The organism is Candidatus Amarolinea dominans (assembly GCF_016704685.1).
GTDB classification, from domain to species: domain Bacteria; phylum Chloroflexota; class Anaerolineae; order SSC4; family Amarolineaceae; genus Amarolinea; species Amarolinea dominans.
Window position 1 is genome coordinate 128,821 of record NZ_JADIZS010000079.1, and the last position, 20,028, is coordinate 148,848.

18 protein-coding genes are annotated in these 20,028 nt (G+C 68.9%); all 18 read left to right on the forward strand.

The window, feature by feature from the left end; genetic code table 11:
* Positions 1 to 108: 108 nt before the first annotated feature.
* The gene (locus IPF85_RS26255) at positions 109 to 1,410 is read left to right on the forward strand and encodes an ABC transporter ATP-binding protein (protein WP_343411008.1); all 1,302 of its coding nucleotides are present in this window, start codon (positions 109 to 111) and stop codon (positions 1,408 to 1,410) included.
* Positions 1,407 to 2,255 (forward strand): sulfotransferase domain-containing protein, encoded by an 849-nt coding sequence (locus tag IPF85_RS26260; protein WP_343411009.1) that lies wholly within the window; start codon positions 1,407 to 1,409, stop codon positions 2,253 to 2,255. The genes IPF85_RS26255 and IPF85_RS26260 overlap by 4 nt, the downstream gene beginning before the upstream one ends.
* Positions 2,233 to 3,156, forward strand: coding sequence for a hypothetical protein (locus tag IPF85_RS26265; RefSeq protein WP_343411010.1), 924 nt, complete (start codon positions 2,233 to 2,235; stop codon positions 3,154 to 3,156). Before IPF85_RS26260 ends, IPF85_RS26265 begins: the two co-directional genes overlap by 23 nt.
* On the forward strand, positions 3,146 to 4,171 hold the full coding sequence (locus IPF85_RS26270) for a sulfotransferase (protein WP_343411011.1): 1,026 nt from the start codon (positions 3,146 to 3,148) through the stop codon (positions 4,169 to 4,171). Before IPF85_RS26265 ends, IPF85_RS26270 begins: the two co-directional genes overlap by 11 nt.
* A 24-nt stretch (positions 4,172 to 4,195) precedes the next feature.
* Positions 4,196 to 5,392, forward strand: a complete 1,197-nt coding sequence (locus IPF85_RS26275; RefSeq protein ID WP_343411012.1) for a glycosyltransferase — start codon at positions 4,196 to 4,198, stop codon at positions 5,390 to 5,392.
* Positions 5,389 to 7,050, forward strand: coding sequence for an alkaline phosphatase family protein (locus IPF85_RS26280; protein WP_343411013.1), 1,662 nt, complete (start codon positions 5,389 to 5,391; stop codon positions 7,048 to 7,050). Before IPF85_RS26275 ends, IPF85_RS26280 begins: the two co-directional genes overlap by 4 nt.
* Positions 7,051 to 7,052: 2 nt before the next feature.
* Complete coding sequence (locus IPF85_RS26285) at positions 7,053 to 8,825, forward strand: sulfotransferase domain-containing protein (RefSeq protein ID WP_343411014.1); 1,773 nt, start codon at positions 7,053 to 7,055, stop codon at positions 8,823 to 8,825.
* On the forward strand, positions 8,822 to 10,156 hold the full coding sequence (locus IPF85_RS26290; RefSeq protein WP_343411015.1) for a glycosyltransferase family 4 protein: 1,335 nt from the start codon (positions 8,822 to 8,824) through the stop codon (positions 10,154 to 10,156). The genes IPF85_RS26285 and IPF85_RS26290 overlap by 4 nt, the downstream gene beginning before the upstream one ends.
* On the forward strand, positions 10,153 to 11,178 hold the full coding sequence (locus IPF85_RS26295; protein ID WP_343411016.1) for a sulfatase: 1,026 nt from the start codon (positions 10,153 to 10,155) through the stop codon (positions 11,176 to 11,178). Before IPF85_RS26290 ends, IPF85_RS26295 begins: the two co-directional genes overlap by 4 nt.
* A gap of 118 nt (positions 11,179 to 11,296) precedes the next feature.
* Entirely contained in the window at positions 11,297 to 11,611 is a 315-nt protein-coding gene (locus IPF85_RS26300; protein ID WP_343411017.1) for a hypothetical protein, read from the forward strand.
* A gap of 20 nt (positions 11,612 to 11,631) precedes the next feature.
* The gene (locus tag IPF85_RS26305; RefSeq protein ID WP_343411018.1) at positions 11,632 to 12,936 is read left to right on the forward strand and encodes a glycosyltransferase; all 1,305 of its coding nucleotides are present in this window, start codon (positions 11,632 to 11,634) and stop codon (positions 12,934 to 12,936) included.
* Positions 12,933 to 13,679 carry a sulfotransferase family 2 domain-containing protein gene (locus IPF85_RS26310; protein WP_343411019.1) on the forward strand — a complete coding sequence of 249 codons (747 nt, stop codon included), beginning with the start codon at positions 12,933 to 12,935 and terminating at the stop codon, positions 13,677 to 13,679. Before IPF85_RS26305 ends, IPF85_RS26310 begins: the two co-directional genes overlap by 4 nt.
* Before the next feature lie 4 nt (positions 13,680 to 13,683).
* On the forward strand, positions 13,684 to 14,967 hold the full coding sequence (locus tag IPF85_RS26315; protein ID WP_343411020.1) for a glycosyltransferase: 1,284 nt from the start codon (positions 13,684 to 13,686) through the stop codon (positions 14,965 to 14,967).
* A complete protein-coding gene (locus tag IPF85_RS26320; RefSeq protein ID WP_343411021.1) occupies positions 14,964 to 15,848 on the forward strand; it encodes a glycosyltransferase in 885 nt (294 codons plus the stop codon). The genes IPF85_RS26315 and IPF85_RS26320 overlap by 4 nt, the downstream gene beginning before the upstream one ends.
* 4 nt (positions 15,849 to 15,852) lie before the next feature.
* Complete coding sequence (locus IPF85_RS26325; protein WP_343411022.1) at positions 15,853 to 16,617, forward strand: hypothetical protein; 765 nt, start codon at positions 15,853 to 15,855, stop codon at positions 16,615 to 16,617.
* Positions 16,614 to 17,468 (forward strand): sulfotransferase, encoded by an 855-nt coding sequence (locus IPF85_RS26330; protein ID WP_343411023.1) that lies wholly within the window; start codon positions 16,614 to 16,616, stop codon positions 17,466 to 17,468. The genes IPF85_RS26325 and IPF85_RS26330 overlap by 4 nt, the downstream gene beginning before the upstream one ends.
* A gap of 9 nt (positions 17,469 to 17,477) precedes the next feature.
* On the forward strand, positions 17,478 to 18,683 hold the full coding sequence (locus IPF85_RS26335; RefSeq protein ID WP_343411024.1) for a glycosyltransferase family A protein: 1,206 nt from the start codon (positions 17,478 to 17,480) through the stop codon (positions 18,681 to 18,683).
* Entirely contained in the window at positions 18,680 to 20,026 is a 1,347-nt protein-coding gene (locus IPF85_RS26340) for a glycosyltransferase family 4 protein (protein WP_343411025.1), read from the forward strand. Before IPF85_RS26335 ends, IPF85_RS26340 begins: the two co-directional genes overlap by 4 nt.
* Positions 20,027 to 20,028: the final 2 nt, after the last annotated feature.

Sequence of the window (20,028 nt, forward strand, 5' to 3'; positions counted from 1 at the left end):
AACCGGGTTTCTCGTCGCATCAGAAACCCGGTTTCAGGCCGCACTCTACTCAGTGTACCCATCATCCTTATGAACGACCCAGTCATTCGCGCCGAACATCTCGGCAAAATGTATCGTATTGGCCTCCCTCCGTCGCGTCCGGCCAACGCCTGGCAGGCTGCACGTCAGGTTGCCCTGGCGCCCTTTGCCTACATCCGTGAAATCGGCCGACCGCCGAGCGAGGCGGAGACGCTGTGGGCGATGCGTGACATCTCCTTCGCGGTCAACCAGGGTGAAATCGTCGGCGTCGTCGGCAGTAATGGCGCCGGCAAGTCCACGCTGCTCAAGGTGCTGTGTCGCATCACCAAACCCTCCGAGGGCCGCGCCCAGATCTATGGGCGCATTGGCTCGCTGCTCGAAGTGGGCACCGGTTTTCATCCCGAATTGACCGGCCGTGAAAACATCTACCTCAACGGCAATATCCTGGGCATGAAGAACGCCGAGGTTCGCCGCAAGTTCGATGAGATCGTGGCCTTTTCCGAGGTGGAGCAATTCCTCGATACCCCGGTCAAACGCTACTCCAGCGGCATGCACGTGCGCCTGGCCTTTGCCGTCGCGGCCCATCTCGATCCGGAGATCCTGCTCATTGACGAGGTTTTGGCCGTGGGCGATGCCGCGTTCCAGCGCAAATGCCTGGGCAAGATGAGCGACATCGCTAACGACGGCCGCACTATCCTCTTTGTCAGTCACAACATGGCGGCCGTGGCCAACCTGTGTACGCGCGCCATCCTGCTGCAAAAGGGGCGCCTGCTGATGGAAGGCACGCCGGACGATGTCATTCGCACCTACCTGGCGCAGGGCGAAAGCGGTGGCTGCTGGCACGTGGACACCAACAAACTGGGCGGCGATGGCCCCGTGCGCATTGACCACATCGAAGTGCTCGATGCGCACGACCAGATCCTGCAGGACCTGCCGGTCGGCGGCAGCCTGAAGTTGCGTCTGCACTACAGTGTGGCGGACGGCAAGACCATGCCGTCGGTGCGCCTGGGCATTCGCGTCAAGTCACAGATGGGCATGGAGGTCCTGCGCTTGTCCAACGACCCGACGAGCGGATTCCCCTTGCACGACCTGAGCGGCCGCGGCACGTTGGACGTTGTGCTGCCCATCTTGCCCCTCCTGGCCGGCGATTACTGGGTTGACATTGCGGTCGCCCGCCTGCGTCAGGGTCGCTATCTGGAATTGAACGATGTGTTGTCCTTCTCGGTGCGCAATCATGATATTTATGCCAGCGGCTCCTTCCCCGGCCGCGGCATGATCGTGGTTCCTCATCGCTGGATTCATCGCCGCGAACAGGGCGCGGTCGAGGACAGCGGCTGGGTTGGCCCGGCTCTGTTTGGCCCAGCGCAGCCCCTGATAGAACCTGCCTCATGAACCTTCTCGACCGTCTGTGCCCGCCCGCAGGTCCCCGGCCGACCCTGCTCAACAGCCTGCCCAAGTCCGGCACTCACCTCTTGTCGAAAGCGATGGATCTGCTGCCGGGAATACAGCGCGCCCCCGTTCATTTTGGTCAAACCAGCGCCGCGCGTTTCGAGCAGGCCGCGTCCGAAACGGCCACCCTGGTCCCGATCGGGATTGACTGGCCGCACCTGGTGGTGCTCGCCTCGCTGCACGAGGCTCTGAAGCAGGTGAAACCCGGCCATTACGTGACCGGGCATATTCCCTTCTCTGAGGCCCTGGCCGCGCTGCTGACTCGAATGGAGATGAAATCGCTGCTGATGATTCGTGATCCGCGCGACATCGTCGTGTCCCATGCGCGCCACGTCTCCAAGACGACCAAACATTTCTTGTCTGACCTCTATCGCCCGCTGTCGCCGGCCGAGCGCATCACCGTTTCGATTCGCGGCGTCGAGCCGGTTGGCGACGACGGCCCGCGCCTGCTGGACATCGCCCAGCGCTGCCGCAGTGTGATGCCGTGGATGGCGCAGTCGTTCAACTATACGACCGCGTTCGAGAAATTGGTGGGGCCGCAGGGCGGTGGGTCGCGGACCAGCCAACGCCAGGAGTTGGAGGCCATTACCAACCATATTGGCCTGCACCTGTCGGCCGCGGAGATCGAGCAGGCAGCCGCCCAGGTCTTCGGGGGCACCAACACCTTCGACCGCGGGGCCATTGGCAGTTGGCGCAAGGAGTTCAGCCCGGCTCACAGGGCGCTGTTCAAAGAGCTGGCCGGCCAGTCCCTGATCGAGTGGGGGTATGAGCAAGACCTGGATTGGTGACGGGCGGCGTGCGGTGATAAAGGCGATAAAGGCGATAAATTGGCTCAACAGTGCGCGCGGTCGGCCGGCCGCCGCGGCGTCCTTCCTATTGAACAGCGTGCCCAAAGCCGGCACCAACCTGCTCTCCAAGGCGATCAGCCTGCTGCCTGGCGTGCAACCGCGGCATGTCTCCTTCTTGCCGGAGGATGTGCGGCGCCAGCAGCCGCCCGTTGATGGCGATCCCCTGGTGATGGTGGGCGTGGGCGCCGACGCCTGGCTGAGCCTGGCCGCAGTCGAGACCTTCTTGCGATCCACGTTGCTGGCGCAGGCAGCCGCCCCAACACCCTACGCACGCGGGCACATCCCTTTTTCGCCTGAACTCAGCGCCCTGCTCCGGCGCCTGGGCCTGCGCAGCGTCCTCATCCTGCGCGATCCGCGCGACACCGCGCTCTCGCATGTCACCTACGTGATGACCAACCCGGCGCATCGCCTGCACGCGCATTACCAGGGCCTGCCGGAGGCTGAGCGCCTGGGCGCGACCCTGCGGGGCATTCCGGCCGCAGCGCCCGGCGAGCCTTTTCTGCTGGGCATCGGCGAGCGCTACCGTCTGTTCCTGCCCTGGCTGCAGGATGCCAACACCTGCATCACCCGCTTCGAGGCGCTGGTTGGCCCGCGGGGCGGGGGCAGCGAGGCGGCCCAGATCGCAGAATTGACCGCCATCGTGCGCCACCTCGGCATCCCCTGTGATGAAGCGACCCTGCGCCGCGTGGCCGGCGACCTGTTTGGCGGCACGCGCAACTTTCGCCAGGGCGCCAGCGGCGCCTGGCGGCAGGCCTTCGACGCGGAGCACAAACAGTTGTGCAAAGCAATCGCGGGCGATATCCTGATCGCCCTGGGCTATGAGGCCGACGATGCCTGGTGAGTTCCTGGGTGAGGGCTTGATCTTCATCATTTCGCAGCCGCGCGCCGGCTCCACCCTGCTGCAGCGTATGCTCAGCGGCCATCCTGACATAGCCACCGCGGCCGAACCCTGGCTGCTCCTGCACCCGCTCTACGGCTTGCGTCAGCATGGCATTCAGGCCGAATACAACAGTCAGTGGGCCTTCAAGGCGGTGCGTGCCTTTCTGGCCGAGCACGCGGACGGCGCAGAGACCTATCGAGACGGCCTGCGTGCATTTGCGGCTACAGTTTACGGCGCGGCGCTGGCCCGGCAGGGCAAGCGCATCTTCCTGGACAAGACGCCGCGCTACTATTTCATCATCCCGGAACTGCGCGCCCTTTTCCCGCAGGCGTCCGTCATCCTGCTCCTGCGCAATCCGCTGGCGGTGCTGCATTCTATTCTGACCACCTGGGTGAAGGGCGATTGGCCGCGGCTGGCTCAGCACGCGGCCGATCTGCGCGTGGCGCCTGTGCGCATCGCGGACGCGATACAGACGCAGGGCGACGCCGCGATCGTGGTGCGCTATGAGGACCTGGCGACCGAGCCGCAGGCGTGCCTGGCTGGTCTATGCGAGCGCTTGGGCCTGGCGCCGCACGCGGAGATGCTGACCTACGGTCAACGCGCCGCGCCGTCGGGGCGCCTGGGCGATCAGATCGGCATTCAACAGCATGACCGCCCGGTGCCGGATCATTTGACCGAGTGGCAGGCCCTGGCAGGCGACGCGCAGATGCGTCATTTTGCCCAGGCCTACCTGGATGAGCTGGGCGAGGCCACCCTCAACCGCCTGGGATATCCGCAGGATGAACTGGCCGCGGCCCTGACCGGCAGAGACCAGGTTTCCTGGCTCTCTCCCCTTGCGCCGTGGAATGTCGTTTTGCGCCCGGCCAGCACCTGGACGCGCCGCGAACGCTGGCAGGTGGCCCGCGCCCAGGCCGTGCAGGCCGCCGGCCCCTGGCGCGGCGCCTGGAACTTCCTGCGCAGTCGCGTCCCTGTGTGAAAATTTCAATGGTGGGACCGTATCATGCCGACTCTCGCTGAATTACCGCCGCCGACCTGCCAACAGGGCTGGCCCTGGACCGACGCCCCGACGCCCGACCTGGCGCCTGACATGACCTGGCCGCTCGTCAGCATCGTCACTCCATCCTTTCAACAGGCCGCGTTCCTGGAAGAGGCGCTGCGCTCCGTGCTGCTGCAGGGCTACCCCAACCTGGAGGTCATCGTCATGGACGGCGGCAGCCGCGATGGCAGCGTGGAGATCATCCAACGCTATGCGCCCTGGCTGACGCATTGGGTCAGCGCGCCGGACCACGGACAGACCGACGCCATCAACCAGGGGTTCCGCCGCGCCCGCGGGGAGTTCGTGGGGTGGCTCAACTCCGACGATCTGCTGCTGCCGGGCGCGCTGATCCGCGCGGTGACGACGCTGCTGGCGCATCCGCACGCGGTGCTCGTGCATGGCAACTGTGACTACATTGACAGCGCGGGCCGCAAGGTCAAGAGTTCGACCGGCCGCATCGAGGCGCAGCCGCCGCTCAGCACGCTGCTGGGGCGCGGGGGCGTGATTCGCCAACCGACGGTGCTGCTGCGGCACAGCGCGCTGCGGCAGGTGGGCTACCTGGATGGGTCGCTGCACTATGGCATGGACTACGACCTGTGGATTCGCCTGCGCCAGGTGGGCGATTTTGTCTTCCTTGCCGATGCGCCGCTGGCTCTCTTTCGCCTGCAGCCGCAGGCCAAGACCCACGCGCTGCCGCTGGCGATGATCGGCGAAATTTACAGCATTGCCCAGCGGCACGGCGGCGATGGCGTGGCCGCGGCGCGGCGTCCGTTGGGTCTGCGCTGGGAAGCGCTGGCGCGGGGTCGGCCCGCGGAATGGCCCGCCTGCTTCGCGGCTGAGCTGGCCGACCCCGCCTGCACCGCGCTGCCCGGCCCGCTGACCCGCGCGGTGCAGCCGTTCGTCACCGAACTGCTGCTCAGCCAGGGCCTGCGCCTGGCCGACCAGCAGCCCGATCAGGCCGCGGCCTGCCTGCGTTGGGCCGTGCGCCGCCAACCGCGGCTCCTCGCCAACCGCGGGGTGCGTTCTATCTTGCTGCAAGCCTTGCTGCGTCGCGCGTTCGGCCCCGCGCTCATCGCCCGCTGGCGCGCCGGGCGATTTTCTGCGGGACCGCCGGGGCGACAGCCCGGTCAGCCAACTGACCCCCGCGGAGAGCAATCATGAGCGGACGCCGCCTGCCGCTGCTCGTGGCCGGATTCGACGCCGCGTGCTGGGAATACATGACGCCCTGGCTGCAGGACGGCCTGCTGCCCAACGTGCAGCGCCTGATAGCCGAGGGGCGCTCTGGCGTGCTCCATTCCACCATGCCCGCGCTGACGCCCGTGGCCTGGTCAACCCTGGCGACCGGCGCGAATCCCGGCAAGCACGGCGTCTTCGAATGGAACCGGCTGGTGCGCGACGCCGATCCCCCGCATCTGCAACTGCACACCTCCGCCACGGTGCATGGCGTCCCTTTCTGGCGCCAGCTCAACGCCCGCGGCTGCGGGGTGGGCCTGGTCAACATCCCGCTCACCTTTCCAGCCCAGCCGCTGGACGGTTTCGTGTTGTGCGGCTATCCGCTGATTGACCCGCTGCGCCGCTACCTCTACCCGCCCAACCTCCTGCCCGGGCTGGAGGCGGAGTTGGGGCCTTACGAGCCGGGCCACCTGGAAGGCATGTTGGCGAACGGCGAGGGCTGGTACGCGGCCGATGAGCGGACGCAGGCGTTTCAGGTGGCCGCGGCCATTCGCCTGACCGCGCAGCTCGAACTCGATGTCCTCGTCATCAATCTGATGCTGCCCGATCACGCCAATCACCTGGCGCCCGACATGGCCGGTGTGCAGCGAGCCTACGCGGACAGCGACCGCCACCTGGGCCAACTGCTCGACGCGCTGCAGCCGCTCAACGTCATGCTCATTTCGGACCACGGCTCGCGGCGCATCCAGGGCAAGTTCTACATCAACCAGTGGCTCTATGACCAGGGCCTGCTCACCTGGGCGCCGCGCACGCCCACGGACCCGGCCGGCGACCTGAACTGGCTGCTCGTGCAGGCCGGTCAACAGGCGGGACTGCGTGGGCCGCTGGAACGAGTGGTGCGCAATGGGCTGCGCCGGGCGCTGAGAGCCGGAAACGGGCCGCTACCGGCCTGGCTGGCGCGCCGCCTGGAGCAGCTTGCGCCCGCCGCGTATCGCGCCTACGCGTTCGACGGCCAGGCCGACTGGGGACGTTCACAGTTCATGTCGTTCGGCTCGCTCATCTACGCCAACCCCGCCGCGGCCGCCGACGCCGCGGCCGATGTGCAGGCGCGGCTGTTGGCCCTGACCGACCCCGGCGGCAAGCCGGTCTTCCAGGCCGTGCTGCCCGCCGGCCAGTTGTACCACGGCCCGCAGATGGCGCAGGCCCCGGCCCTCATCCTGGACACCTTCAGCTCGGATTGGAGCCTGGCGTTCGGCCCCAACTACCGCAGCGCGTCCTACTTCGAGCGCGGCAGCGGCGCGTGGAACGGCGAACACAGCCGCGACGGCATCTTCGTCTTCTCGGGCGCGGACTTCAGCCCCGGCGAGAACATGCTGGCCGCGGACCTGGCCGACATTCCCGCCACCGTGCTCTACCTGATGGACGCGGCCCGGCCGGCCGACTACGATGGCCGCGTGCTGCAGGAGTTCCTGGCGCCCGCGCTGCTGGCGCAGCGTCCGCCGTCCGCTCAGCCCACCGCGGCCACCCCCGCCGAAAAGCAGGGCGACCCCGCCGCGCCGCCGGATGCCGATGCCTCTGCCGACCTCACGCCGGAGCAAGAGGCGTTGATGGCCCAGCAACTGCGCGCGCTCGGTTACGTGGATTAGCCGTGCCCGTTCGTCTGTCTGTCGTCCTGGTGGTCACGGCCGCGCCGCGACGCTGGCTGGCGGCCACCCTGGCGCACGTGCAGGCCAGCGCGGGTGTGCAGTGGATGGCCGTCAACGGCGGCGCCGACCCTGAGCATTGGGCGCTGGTGGAGCAGCACGCCGGCCATCTCACCGTGTTGGACGCGCCGCCCACCGCTGACCCCAGCGCGGCGCTGGCGCACGGGGTGGCGCAGGCGCAGGGCGATTTCATCGCCTGGCTGCTGCCCGGCGAGGCGCTGACCGCCGCCGCGGCGCTGGCCGGCCTGGCCGCCGACGCGGAGATGGTGTGTGGCGCGTACGTGCTGGCCGCCGAAGGCAGCGAGGAGGCCGCCGGCCTGTCCGGCGATATTGATTTTGCGCTGCCCACCGCCTGGCCGCTGCTGCTGGTGCGCCGCAGCCTGCTGGCGCAGCACGGCCCGCCCGATCTGTCACGAGCCAGCCAGCACGAGTACTGGCTGCGCGTACAGGGCCAGGCGCGCTGGCAGGCCCTGGGCGATCGCCCGCTGGGCATCAGTTGGCGTCACAGCCTGGGCGCGGTCGTGATGCCCTCACTGGCGGCCATCGGCGACATCCAGGCCGCGTTTGCCCGCCATGGCCAGGCCGCGACGCCGCTGCTGAGCCGCCTGTTCGAACAGCGCTGGCTTGGCTTGCAGCGCCAGTATTGGGCCATCCCGCAGTTGACGAGCCGGGCGCTCTTGAACGAGCTGGCGGCCCTGCCGGCCCCGCTGCGTCCGGCCGCGGGTCTGGCGCTGGCGTCATGGCGCAGCCGTCAGCCGCACTTCTGGGGCCAGGCCTGTTTCGACGCCCTGGCCCGCTTCGATACCAGCACGGCCCGCCGCACCCTGCCGCACGCCGTCCGTGAGCAGCCGGCCCTGCTGCGCAATCGTGGGTTTTACGTGTCGTTCCTGCGCACCTGGTTGACCCGGCGCCTGACGTCGCGCCTGCGCCGCCTGCCCGATTTCCTGATCATCGGCGCGCAGCGCGGGGGCACCACCTCGCTCTTTAATTATCTGGCCGGGCATCCCGCGGTGGCGGCCGTGCGCGACAAGGAGCTGCACTACTTCGACCTGAACCTGAGCGCCGGCCGCGGCTGGTACCAGGCCCATTTTCCCCTGCGCCTGGCCCGCGCTCAGCGTGTGGGCGAGGCGACGCCGATGTACCTCTTTCACCCGGCCGCGCCGCAGGCCGTGCAGGCGCTGTTGCCGCGGGTCAAGCTCATTGCCCTGCTGCGCAACCCGGTGGACCGCGCTTACTCGCACTACCAGTTGGAGCGCCGCTCCGGCCGCCAGGGCATCGAGTCCCTTTCGTTTGCTGACGCCGTGGCCGCGGAGCAGGAGCGCCTGGCCGGAGACATGGACAGACTGCAGACCGACCCGGCTTCCCCCGGTTTTGCCCCCATGCACTTCTCCTACCTGGCCCGCGGCCTCTACGTGGATCAACTGCAGGCCTGGCGCCGCTTCTTCCCGGCCGGGCAGATGCTCATCCTGCGCAGCGAGGACTTCTACGAGCAGCCCGCGCTCATCTTCCGCCAGGTGCTCGACTTCCTGGAACTGCCGGCCTGGGAACCGACCGCGTACCGGCCCTTCAATCAGACTGGGGGCCAGATTTCGGGCCAAATTTCGGATTTCTCCGAGAAACCCGCGGTCTTCGGCGAACTCGCCGCCTTCTTCCGGCCGCACAACCGGCGGTTGACCGACTTCCTGGGCCGTGATTTCGGCTGGGACGATCCGGCATGAGAGTCTACCTCCTGGCGCCTGACCTGCGCACGCGCGGCGGGTTCGAGGCGCAGATGTCGGCCCTGGCCGCGGGCCTGGCCGCCGAAGGGGTGCAGGTGTTCGTCGCCATCCGCGAGGCGGTCGCGCCAGATCACCCCTACTGGCAGCGCATGCAGCAGGCAGGCGTGACCCTCTCCGCGCCGCCGGCCTGGCTGGCCCGTCTGCTCGACCCACCCCTGGCCTGGCGCCAGGCTTCGATGCGCCTGCTGCTGGCGCTGTGCGTCCCCCTGCTCCTGCTCGCGGCCCTGGCCGACCGCCTGCGTCGCGGCCGATCCTGGGCGCGCAGTTGGCAGGGCGCGGTTGGCTGGCTGCACGGCCGCTTCGGGCGCTGGCTCTTCGCCGATGGCCTGAGTTGGTGGCTGTGGCGTCGCCTGGATCGCGCCCGCCGGCGTTGGCCGCCCGATCTGGTGGATGTGCAGCACTCCATGCTGCCGGGCGGTCTGGTCTACGCGGACGATCGCGGCCTGCCGCTGATCTACACCGAATATGGCGCGCCCGATGAGGGGCTGGCGTCGGTCTGGGCGGGCCTGTGTCCGGTCATCGGCCGGGCCGATGCCATCATCGGCCGTGCGCAGGCCAGCCTGGACGGGCTGCAGCGCCTGTGCGGCCCCATTCCGCCAGGCGTGGTCGTGCCCAATGCCGTGACCAGCGCGCCCGCCGACGACGCGCTGCGCCCTACTCACCCGGCCGGCCCCGCGCCCGGCCCGGTCATCGTCACCGCGGTGGGGCGCCTGGCGCCGGAGAAAGGGCCAGACCTGCTGCTGGCCGCACTGCGCATCCTGCACGAGCAAGAAATGGCGGGCGAAAGTCCGGCGGGCGCGCTGCGGGTCGTTTTTGCCGGCGATGGCCCTTTGCGCAGCGGCCTGCAGGCGCAGGCCGCTGCCTGGGGCCTGGCGCCTTATGTCGAATTTAGCGGCGCCTTTGCTGACCTGGCGCCCATCATGCAGCGCACCGACATCGTCGCCCACCCCACGCGCAACGATGGCCGCTCCGTCAGCGTGCTCGAAGCGATGGCCTGGGCCAAACCGGTCGTCGCCACGCGCGTCGGCGGCCTGCCGGAGCTGATCGAAGAGGGGGTCAACGGCCTGCTGACGCCGCCGGACGACCCCGCCGCCCTGGCCGCCGCGCTGCACCGCCTGGCCCAGGACCCCGATCTGCGCCGGCGCATGGGTCAGGCCGGCCGTGCCCGCTTCCTGGCCGGCGACTTCACCGTCGCGGCCATGGTCAAGGCCACCCTGGCCGTCTACCGCCAGATCATCGTCCAGAAATCCGCCGTCGGGTCTCATCCATGATCTCACCGCCTCACCTGGTTCTGCTGGTGCTCGACTCTGTGCGCGCGGCCAACACCACCTTTCACGGCTATGACCGCCCCACCACGCCGTTCCTGGCGCAGTTGGCCGCCCGCCACCGGGTTTTCCGCAATGCCTACGCGCCCGGCAACTGGTCCGTGCCGTCGCACACCTCGATGTTCACCGGCCTCTATTCCAGTGAGCATGGCCTCAGCTTCGATCCGCGCCACGCTGACCGGCAGTTGGCGCCGGAGGTGGCCCAACTGCCCACCCTGCTGGCCGCGGCCGGCTACACCACCCACGCCTTCACGCAAAACGTGCTGGTCAGCCGTGAAACCGGCCTGCTCGACGCGTTTGGCCGCCAGGTGGACTACTGGGATGGCAGTTGGCGCCCCCGCTACCGCCGCACCCTCCTCAACCGGGCCTGGAACTTCTGGGTAGATCGCGTCCGCCGCCAGCCCTTCCCCTACCAGCGCGGCTGGAGCACGCGCAGCGGGGACACCCTGGCCGACATCCGGCGCACGCTGACTGAGGCCACGCAGCCGGCCTTCGTCTTCGCCAACCTGATGGACGCGCACATGCCCTACACCGCGCCGCTCTCCATCGTACGCCGCTTCGTCGCCGGCGATCCCTGGCAGCACAGCAATCGCTACCGCGACATCCAGCCGCTGGAGCACAACCGCCTGCTGCTCACCGTGGATCCGGAGGATCAGCGCCAGAAGATGGCGCTCTACGACGCGGCCATCTGTCACCTGGACTCCTGCCTGCGCCGCTTCGTCGGCGACCTGCAGCGCAGCGGCCTGCTCGACCGCACCGTGCTCATCATCACGGCCGATCACGGCGAGATGTTCGGCGAGCATGACAACATCGTCGGGCATGGGCCGCGGCTCTACCAGGAGCTGATCCATGTGCCGCTGATCCTCGTTCACCCCGACCTCACCACCCCCGCAGTCGTGACGCGCCCGGTCAGCCTGGTGGACATCCCCCCCACCCTGCTGGCGGCCGCTGGCGGCCGCGGGCGCTGAGGGGACGCCGCGGGCCGCGGCGCTCTCCTCCGGCCTCAGCCTGCTGGCGACCGCCGCGGACCGGCCCGCGGTCATCAGCGAGTACGCGGGCCAGTCGGACGCAGAGGCCGCTCAGCGTGTGGCCGACAGCCCGGCCCTGCACGACCGCAGCCATACCGGCAGCCAGACCGCCATCGTCAGCGAAACGACCAAGCTCATCGTCTGGCAGGGGCGCCCCAGCCGCCTGTTCGACCTGGCGCGTGATCCCAGGGAAACGACCGATGTCAGCGCAGAACCGGCCTACCAGGGGGTCCGCCTGCGCTTTGAAGCCTTCTACAGCCAGTGGCAGGCCAACCGCCGGCATTACCCACCCGCCCCGCGCACCGCCGCCCTGAGCGCCGCCGAGGCCGAAATCGTCCAGCGCCGCCTGCGCGAACTGGGATACGTTGATTGACATGAGATCCCGTTTGGTCCATGTTTGACATCACCATGCTGATGACCGTGCTGGCGCCCATCGGCGGCATCGAATCCGCGCTGGTGCCGCTGGCCCGTGAATTGCAGGCGCAGGGACACCGGGTGCGCATCTACGTGGTGCGGCGTCCCACCCTGCCCAACCAGAATGTTGCCAGTCTGACCGCGGCCGGCATCCCCATCCTCAGCGCGCCACCCTGGCTCGTTCGCCTGACCGACCTGGTGCGGGGCCGACGCCTGGCGTTGATCGCGGCCGGCCTGACTCTGCTCAGCCCGCTGCTGGCCCTGCTGGCCCTGGCCGATGCGCTGCGCCGCGGCCGCGCCTGGCAGCGTTCCTGGCAGGGCGCCCAGGGAGTTGGCCGTGAGCGCCTGGCGCGCCTGCTGGCCGTCGAACACTGGTATTACCGCCACTTGCAGTCCGCCTGGCGCCGATCCCCGCCCGCGGCGCCGGCCATCGTGCATGTGCATGGCTGGGGCTGCGGTGAAGACCCGCCGGGCGCGCTGGCCTGGCTGCGCCGCTTTGATTATCCCGTCGTCTACACCGAGCACAACAGCCCCGACCCCGCCCTGCACGAGCCGCTCGTCGCCGCGCCGCTCCTGAATGCCGACCTGCTGATTGCCGTTTCCGCGGCCGGCCGCGATGGCCTGATTGGGATTGGCGGCGCGGTTCAGCCCATTGCCGTCATTCCTTACCCGGTCACGCCGCTGCCGGCCCGGCCATCTACGGCCAGCGGCCCGTGTACCATCATCTGCGTGGCCCGCCTGATGCCGCAGAAGGGGCACCGCGACCTCCTGCACGCGGTGGCCCAGGTCATCGCCGCCGGTGTGCAGGTGCGCCTGCTGCTGGCCGGCGACGGCCCCCTGCGCGCTGAGCTGCAGGCGCTGGCCGCTGAGCTACACCTGGGCGCGCAGGTCCGCTTCCTGGGCATCGTCACCCATGCCGACTTGCCCGACCTGTTGGCCGCCAGCGACGCGGTCGTGCTGCCCTCGTACTGGGAGGGCCTGCCTGTGGCGCTGATCGAAGCCCTGGCCGCGGGCAAACCCATCGTTGCCACCCGCGTGGGCGGAAACCCGGAGCTGGTGGTTGACGGCGAAAATGGCTGGCTGGTCGCGCCGGGCGATGTCCCCGCACTGGCTGCCGCCCTGACCGACCTGGCGCAGCGGCCGCGTCACGAACTGCACGCGCTGGGCGAAGCCAGCCGCCGCCGTTTCCAGGCCGGCGGCTTCGAGCCGGCCGCAGTGGCCGCCCGCACCGTCGCCGCCTATCATTGGGCGCAGCAAGCATCACGGAGCCGAATCAACGCATGATTTCAGAGCAACGCAACTTCCTCTTCGTTCACATCCCCAAGACGGCCGGCAATTCGATCCAGAACATCTTGCTGCCCTTTGCCGATGACCAACTCATCAAGGCGTTTCCGCAGGAAATCGCCCCCCCGCCGGCGCAATCGCAGGGCGACGCGCTGCCGGCCTATGCGCAAAAATTTGCCGCGCGCCCCATGGAGGAGCTGGACGGCTTCGATCGCTTTGGCCTGGTGCATCCGGTCTACAACCTGCGCAAACATTCGCCCCTGCGCGACTACCAGCGCGAACTGCCCGCTGCGCTTTTCCAGCGCCTGTTCAAGACCACCTGTGTGCGCAACCCGTGGGAGCGCCTGATCTCCATGTACTTTTCGCCCCATCGCGGGCCGGTGACCTGGGACCGCGCGCGCTTCTTGAAGATGGCAAACAAGATCGCGTCGGCCGCCAGTTTCGTTGAACTTCCCGACGACCCGCCCGGGCAGGCGCCGTTCAGCCATGTCAACCTGGTGATGCGCCAGGAGCGCCTGGACGCCGACTTCCGCCAGTTGTGCGAGCGCCTGGACATCCCCTATCAGGAGCTGCCGGTGCGCAACAAGTCCAGCCACGAGCATTATTCTGTCTATTACGACGACGAACTCGTCGCCCTCGTCCGTGACCGCTTCCGCGCCGATGTCGAGGCGTTCGGCTACGAGTTCGAGCGACCGGCCCGGCGCTCGTTCCTGGCGCGCTGGCTGCCGTTCGGCCGGCGCTGAGATCATGCTGCGCATCTCCGTCGTCATTCCCACTTACAACCGGGCCGCGTTCCTGCCCGCGGCCGTCGCCAGCGCCCTGGCGCAGACCACCCCGGCCCGTTCGACCGTCGCAGCGCCAGGCCCAGCGAACCAGAGCCTGACCGCTGACCCGCCCGCCCTCGCCGCGGAGGACATCGAAGTCATCGTCGTGGACGATGGCTCCACCGACGACACGGCCGCGTGCCTGGCCGGCTGGGCCAACGACCCCCGCGTGCGTGTCGTTCAGCAGGCCAATCAGGGCCGTTCGGCCGCGCGCAACCACGGCGCCCGGTTGGCCCGCGGCGAATTTCTCGCTTTTCTCGATTCGGATGATCTCTACGCGCCGGGCGCGCTGGCCGCCCATCTGGCTACCTTCGCCCGCCGCCCTGACCTGGGCCTGGCGATTGGCGGCTATGCGCTCATCAACGACCAGGGCGCGGACCTCGGCGCTCGCTTGCCCTGGCGGTCCCATGCTGATTTGCGCCCGGCCGCCTGGCTGTTCGACTGCGTCGCCATGCCCGGCTCGGTGCTCTTGCGCCGCAGTTGGTGGGAAACCGTGGGCGAATTCGACCGCACGTGCGAGATTGCCGAGGACTGGGATTTCTTTCTGCGCCTGGCCGCGGCCGGCTGCCCCATGGACTGGACGCGGCAGATCGTCTGCCACTATCGCCAGCACGCGGGCAGCTCCATCCGTGAAATTCACCGCATGCATGACGGCGTGACCGCCCTGCTGACCAAGTTCTTTGCCCGGCTCGACCTGCCGCCCGACCTGGCGGCCCGGCAAGGCGCGGCGCGGGCCTGGGCCGAGGTGGCGCTGGTCAAGAAAGCCCTGGCCGCCGGGCAGACCGCCACCGCAGACGCCGCGCTGATCGCGGCCGTGGGCTACGACCCCACCCTGCTCACCGCTGGCCGCCTGGCCCTGCTCGAATACCTGCTCACGCCAGCGGGGGGCGAAGCACAGCCCCTGGCCGCCTGGGCCGGCCGCGTCCGCGCCTGGCTGCCGCAGGATGGGACAGCGGGACCCTCACAGGGTCCGGATGGCTCGCACGGCCCGCATTTCTCGCGCCGCGAGCTGCGCCAGGCGCTGGCCCGTGTTCACATGGGCCGCTTCTTCGCGGCTGCGGCGGCCGGCGAAACCGACCCGGCGCGCCGGCATCTCTGGCAGGGCGTGAGCGCGGACCCCACCTGGCTGCGCAATCGCGGGGTGTTGGCCTTCCTGGCCGGGCGGTCTGGCCGGGGATCGCCCGCGGCAGAGGACCGGTCGCCATGACTCCGCCCTCCTCACCGCTCGTCAGCATCGTCCTGCCCACGCTCAACGGCAGCCGCTTCATCGCCTCATCCATCGCAAGCTGCCTGGCGCAGACCTACCCCCATTTCGAGCTGATCGTGGTGGACGGCGGCTCGCGCGACGGCACGCTCGCCATCGTGGCCGGCTTCGACGACCCGCGCATCCGCGTCGTCCATCAGGGCGACAACCAGGACAAGCTGCCGGGCGCGCTCAACATCGGCTTCGACGCCAGCCAGGGCGAATACCTGACCTGGACGCAGGACGATGATCTCTACGCGCCCGAAGCCCTGGCGGTCATGGTGTCGCACCTGCAAGCGCACCCCGAGGTTGGCCTGGTCTACACCGGCTACTGGCGCATGGACGCGGCCGGCCGCATCACCGGCGAATCGGAACAGCACCCGCCGGACGCTCTCTGGTACACCAACGCCGTCGGTCACTGCTTTCTCTACCGTCGCGACCTGGCCGCCCAGGCCGGCGCGTACGACGCGGCCTATTACATGGCCGAAGACCTGCAATACTGGCTGCGCCTCTACCGCCTGGCGTCCGTGGCCCAAGTGCCCGGCTGCTTTTTCTACCACCGCCTGCACGAGGACAGCCTGACCATGAAGCAGTACGGTCGCTACTTCGCCTTGCGCGTGGCCGCACGGGCGCGGCGCCGTGTGTTGGGACTGAGTTGGCGGCGCTACCAGGCGCAGGTGGCCGCCGCCTTCATCGAAGAGGCCTTTGCCGCGCACGCCGGCCATGACAGCCCGCGCGTGCGGCGCTGCCTGCTGAACGGCCTGCTGCGCAACCCCGCCTGGCTGCGCAATCGCGGGGTGTGGGCCATTGGCTTCACCCATCTGACATCCTGGGGGAGGTCTTGATCCAGTGACATTCTGGCGTACCCAAGTTCGACGTTTCGTCCTGCTCTTCGAAGGGCGCACCGGCAGCACCTACCTGATGGAAGGCCTGGCCCAACATCCGCACATCGAAGCGCGCGGCGAGATGCTCGACCCCCTGCTGGCGCGGGGCGCGGCCGCGCAGCTTGCCTGGACCCGCCGCTACCTGACCCCGCCCTGGCGCGGTCCGTACAAGGCGATCGGTTTCAAGACCAAGCTGCGCGCCATCCTCGATCCGGCCGGCTTTGCCGCCATTCTGCGGACGAGTCCGGTTTCGATCATCCACATGCAGCGGCGCAATCGCATCAAATCGGTCGTTTCGACCTTCAAGGTCATGCAACTCAACACGATCAAGGTTGGCGAACCGAGCGCGGCGCGCTTCAACATCTACGCCGAGGATCAGCGGCCGCCGCCGCCGGTCATTGATGTGGCGAAGTTCCGCGAGATCTTGCAGCAGCGTGTGCAGCGTGAAGAGGCCCTGGCCGCCTACATCGCAGACATGCAGCGGCCAACCCTCAACCTGTTCTACGAAGACCTGCTGCTCGATCGGCCCCGCGTCTTTCACGAGGTTTTCGACTTCCTCGGCGTGGGGGACTACCCGGTCAGCGGCCAGGCCATCAAGCTGACCAGCGACGATCTGCGCCAGGCCATCCTCAACTTCGATGAGCTGCGCGCCGCCTTCGTCGGCACCCCCTACCTCCCCATGTTCGATGAAGTGCTGACGCCCCCTGTGTCCACCGAGGGAGCTGAGTGACAGGCGCGGCCAGCCCGGTTTGGTGGGCGCGCTGGGGACCGCTCAGCGCGTGGCTGGCCGCAAGCCGGCCGCCCCTCTCGCCGCCCATCCTGCTCCTCTCCTTCCCCCGCAGCGGCTCCAGTTGGCTGGGCGAGACCCTGGGCCAGGCCGCCAACGCGCTCTATCTGCGCGAACCGATCAACCTGAGCTACCAGGCGGACGGCGGCCGCGGCACCGTGGTGGAAATTGACCCGGCCCGCCCGCTGCCGGCCTATCGCCTTGCCGCCACCCGCGCCTTTCACGGCATCCCCGCGTTCAAGCCCGGCATCGTGCAATGGCCCGACCAATGGCGCCTGGCCCAACGGTCACAGCGACGGGTCGTGATCAAAGAGGTCAACCCGCGGGCCTGCCCCTGGTTCCTGGCCGCGTTCCGGCCGCGCGTCGTCTTCCTGGTGCGCCATCCCGCCGCGGTCTGTTTGAGCTACCGCCGCATGGGTTGGTGGCAGGGAACCACGCCTGAGCAGTGGGAGGGGCACGGCGCTCGTCAGGCCGGCGCCTTGCGCGTGGCATTGGACGCGCTGCGTGAATACCCCGACCAGCGCATCGTGACCTACGAAGACCTCTGCGCTGAACCCATGACGGCTTTTCGTTCGCTGTTCGCCTTCTGCGCCCTGACATGGGACGCGGGCAGTGAGGCGTTCATCCAGGGGCACACCACGCAGGGAGACGATGCGCCGGGCAGCACAAGCCGTCACAGCCAGGCCATGCCCGACGCCTGGCGCGGCCGCGTCAGCGCCGCGGAGTTGACGGCCCTGCGCCGCGGTTTCGCCGCCGCGTCCCTGCCCTGGTACAACCATGACGACGATTGGTAACATCCAACCATGACTACTGTGAGCGTCATCATTCCGGCCTTCAACCAGGCCGCCTATCTGCTCGAAGCCGTGGCTAGCGCACAGGCGCAAACCCTGCCGCCCGCGCAAATCATCGTCATTGACGACGGCTCCACTGACGCCACGCCGAAGATTCTGGCTGATTTGTGCGCGGACGATGCCGATGGGTATCAACTTTGCATGGTTCGCCAGGAAAATCAGGGCCTGGCCCGCGCGCGCAACCGCGGCCTGCAGATGGCGCAGGGCGAGTTGATCGCCTTCCTCGACGCGGACGACCGCTGGCAGCCGGAATACCTGGCCGCCATGACCGCGCTGCTGGCTCAGCACCCAACCGCGGTGGCCGCCTACGCCGCCTGGCAGTACATGGACGCGGCCGGCGCGCTGCTGCCGCAGATCATCATTCCTTACGAGGGCGCGGCGCTGACCCTGGACAGCGACATCACCTGGCGCAATGCGCTGGTGCCCTCCGGCGTGGTGGTGCGTCGCGCCGCGCTCGCCCGCAGCGGGGACTTCGATCCTGCCTTCTCCGGCTGTGCGGATTGGGACCTCTGGCTGCGCCTGCTGGCCCAGGGACCGTTCGTCGGCGCCCCCGCCGTCCTGGTGCATTACCGCACACATGGCGACAACATGTCCGACAACGTCGAGCGCATGGAGGATGAACGCCTGCGCGTGTACCACAAGTTCTTGCAGCGGCCGGCCGCTGAGCCTATCGCCCCGGCCGCCTGGCCGCAGCCGGGGCCGCAGTGGGCCGGCTACACCTACTTCCTCTCCGCGCTCGCCTACCTGCGCCAGGGCGACTCCGCACGCGGCGCGGAGCGCATCGAGGCCGCGGCGGCGCTGTGGCCGGGGCTGCTCGATCAGGACGAGTTCTATTACGAACTGGCCTGCTGTCGCCAGCCGCGCGGTTTCAGCGGCGCGGCGCAGGGCCTCGATCTGGCGGAGAGCGGGGCGCGCATCCAGCGCCTGTTGGACGCCGATTTGCCCGCGCTCAGCGCCGATCAGGCCAGACAGGCCTGGGGCCGGGCCGGGCTGGCCCTGGCTCAACTGGGCGCAGTGACCGGCGACCGCCCCGCGCAGCGGCGCTTTGCCTGGCAAGCCCTGCGTTTTGGCGCGCCGGTCGTGCGTCGCCTGGCCGGCCGGCGCCTGCTGCGCAGTTTCGTGCCCGACGCCTGGCGCCGCAAGCGCAGTCGGCCATGAACCTGGTCTTCCTGAGCAACGGCTTTCCCCCGCGCCACACGGCCGGCACCGAAAACTACACCGCGGGTATCGCCAGCGCCCTGGCCCAGGCCGGCCACCGCGTGAGCGTCATCTGCGTGGGCGAGTGGGACAGCGGCCCGCAGCCGGTCAACGGCGTGACGCGTGACACTTACCAGGGCGTGGCGGTGGCGCGTCTCGACGCCAACTGGACGGCCGGGCCGGACCCCAACCGCTACCTGTACGATAACCCGGTCATAGCCGACCGGGTGGCCGCCCTGCTCGACGAGATGCAGCCGGACCTGGTTCACATCACCTCCTGCGCCACCCTGTCGGCCAGCGTCATCCGCGTGGTCAAGCAGCGCGGCCTGCCCCTGGTCATCACCCTGACCGATTACTGGTTCATCTGCCCGCGCATCTCGCTCCTGCACGCGGATGGGCATGTCTGCGACGGGCAAACGAGCGCCTGGGAGTGCCTGACCTGTCTGCTGTGGGGGGCCAAAGCCTACCGCCTGCCGGCCCGCGTGCTGCCTGCGCCGGTCTTGCGCCCGCTGCTGCAAGGGGTCAGCCGCCAGCCGTGGTTGTCGCGGCGGCCCGGCCTGCGCGGCATGGCGCTTGACATGGCCGATCGCAAGGCGCGCCTGCTGCCGCTGCTGGCCCAGGCCGACCGCCTGATCTCTCCGTCGCGCTTCCTGGCTGCCATGCACACCGCCTGCGGGGTGACTCAGCCCATTCACGTGCTGGAACACGGTCATGACCTGGGCTGGGCCGACCAGGTTGGCCCTCGCCCGGTCAATCGTCCGCGGTTGGTGATTGGCTACGTCGGCCAGATTGGCGAGATCAAGGGCGTTCACATTCTGTTGGCCGCCATCGCCCGGCTCGATCCGCAGCAGGAGGCGGTGGAGGTGCAGATTTGGGGCGACCCGGACAAATCGCCGGCGTACAGCGCGCGGCTGCGCGCTCAGGCCGCAGCCCTGCCGCACGTGCAGTTCTGCGGGCGTTTCAGCCGCGAGCAGTTGGCCGCGGTCTACGGCGGCTTCGATGTCCTGGTGGTTCCTTCCCTCTGGGTTGAGAACAACCCGCTGGTGATCCAGGAGGCCTTCGCGGCCGGCGTACCGGTGATCGCCAGCAACCAGGGCGGCATGGCCGAATTCGTCACGCATGAGCAGAACGGCCTGCTCTTCACGCCCGGCGATGCGGACAGCCTGGCCGCCGCGCTGCGCCGCCTGCTGCTGGAGCCAGACCTGCTGCCGCGCCTGCGCCGCCAGGCTCCTGCCGTCAAGACCGTGCAGGCCGAACTGGCCGAACTGCTGCACATCTACGACGAACTGCACTCCCCGGGGTGAGA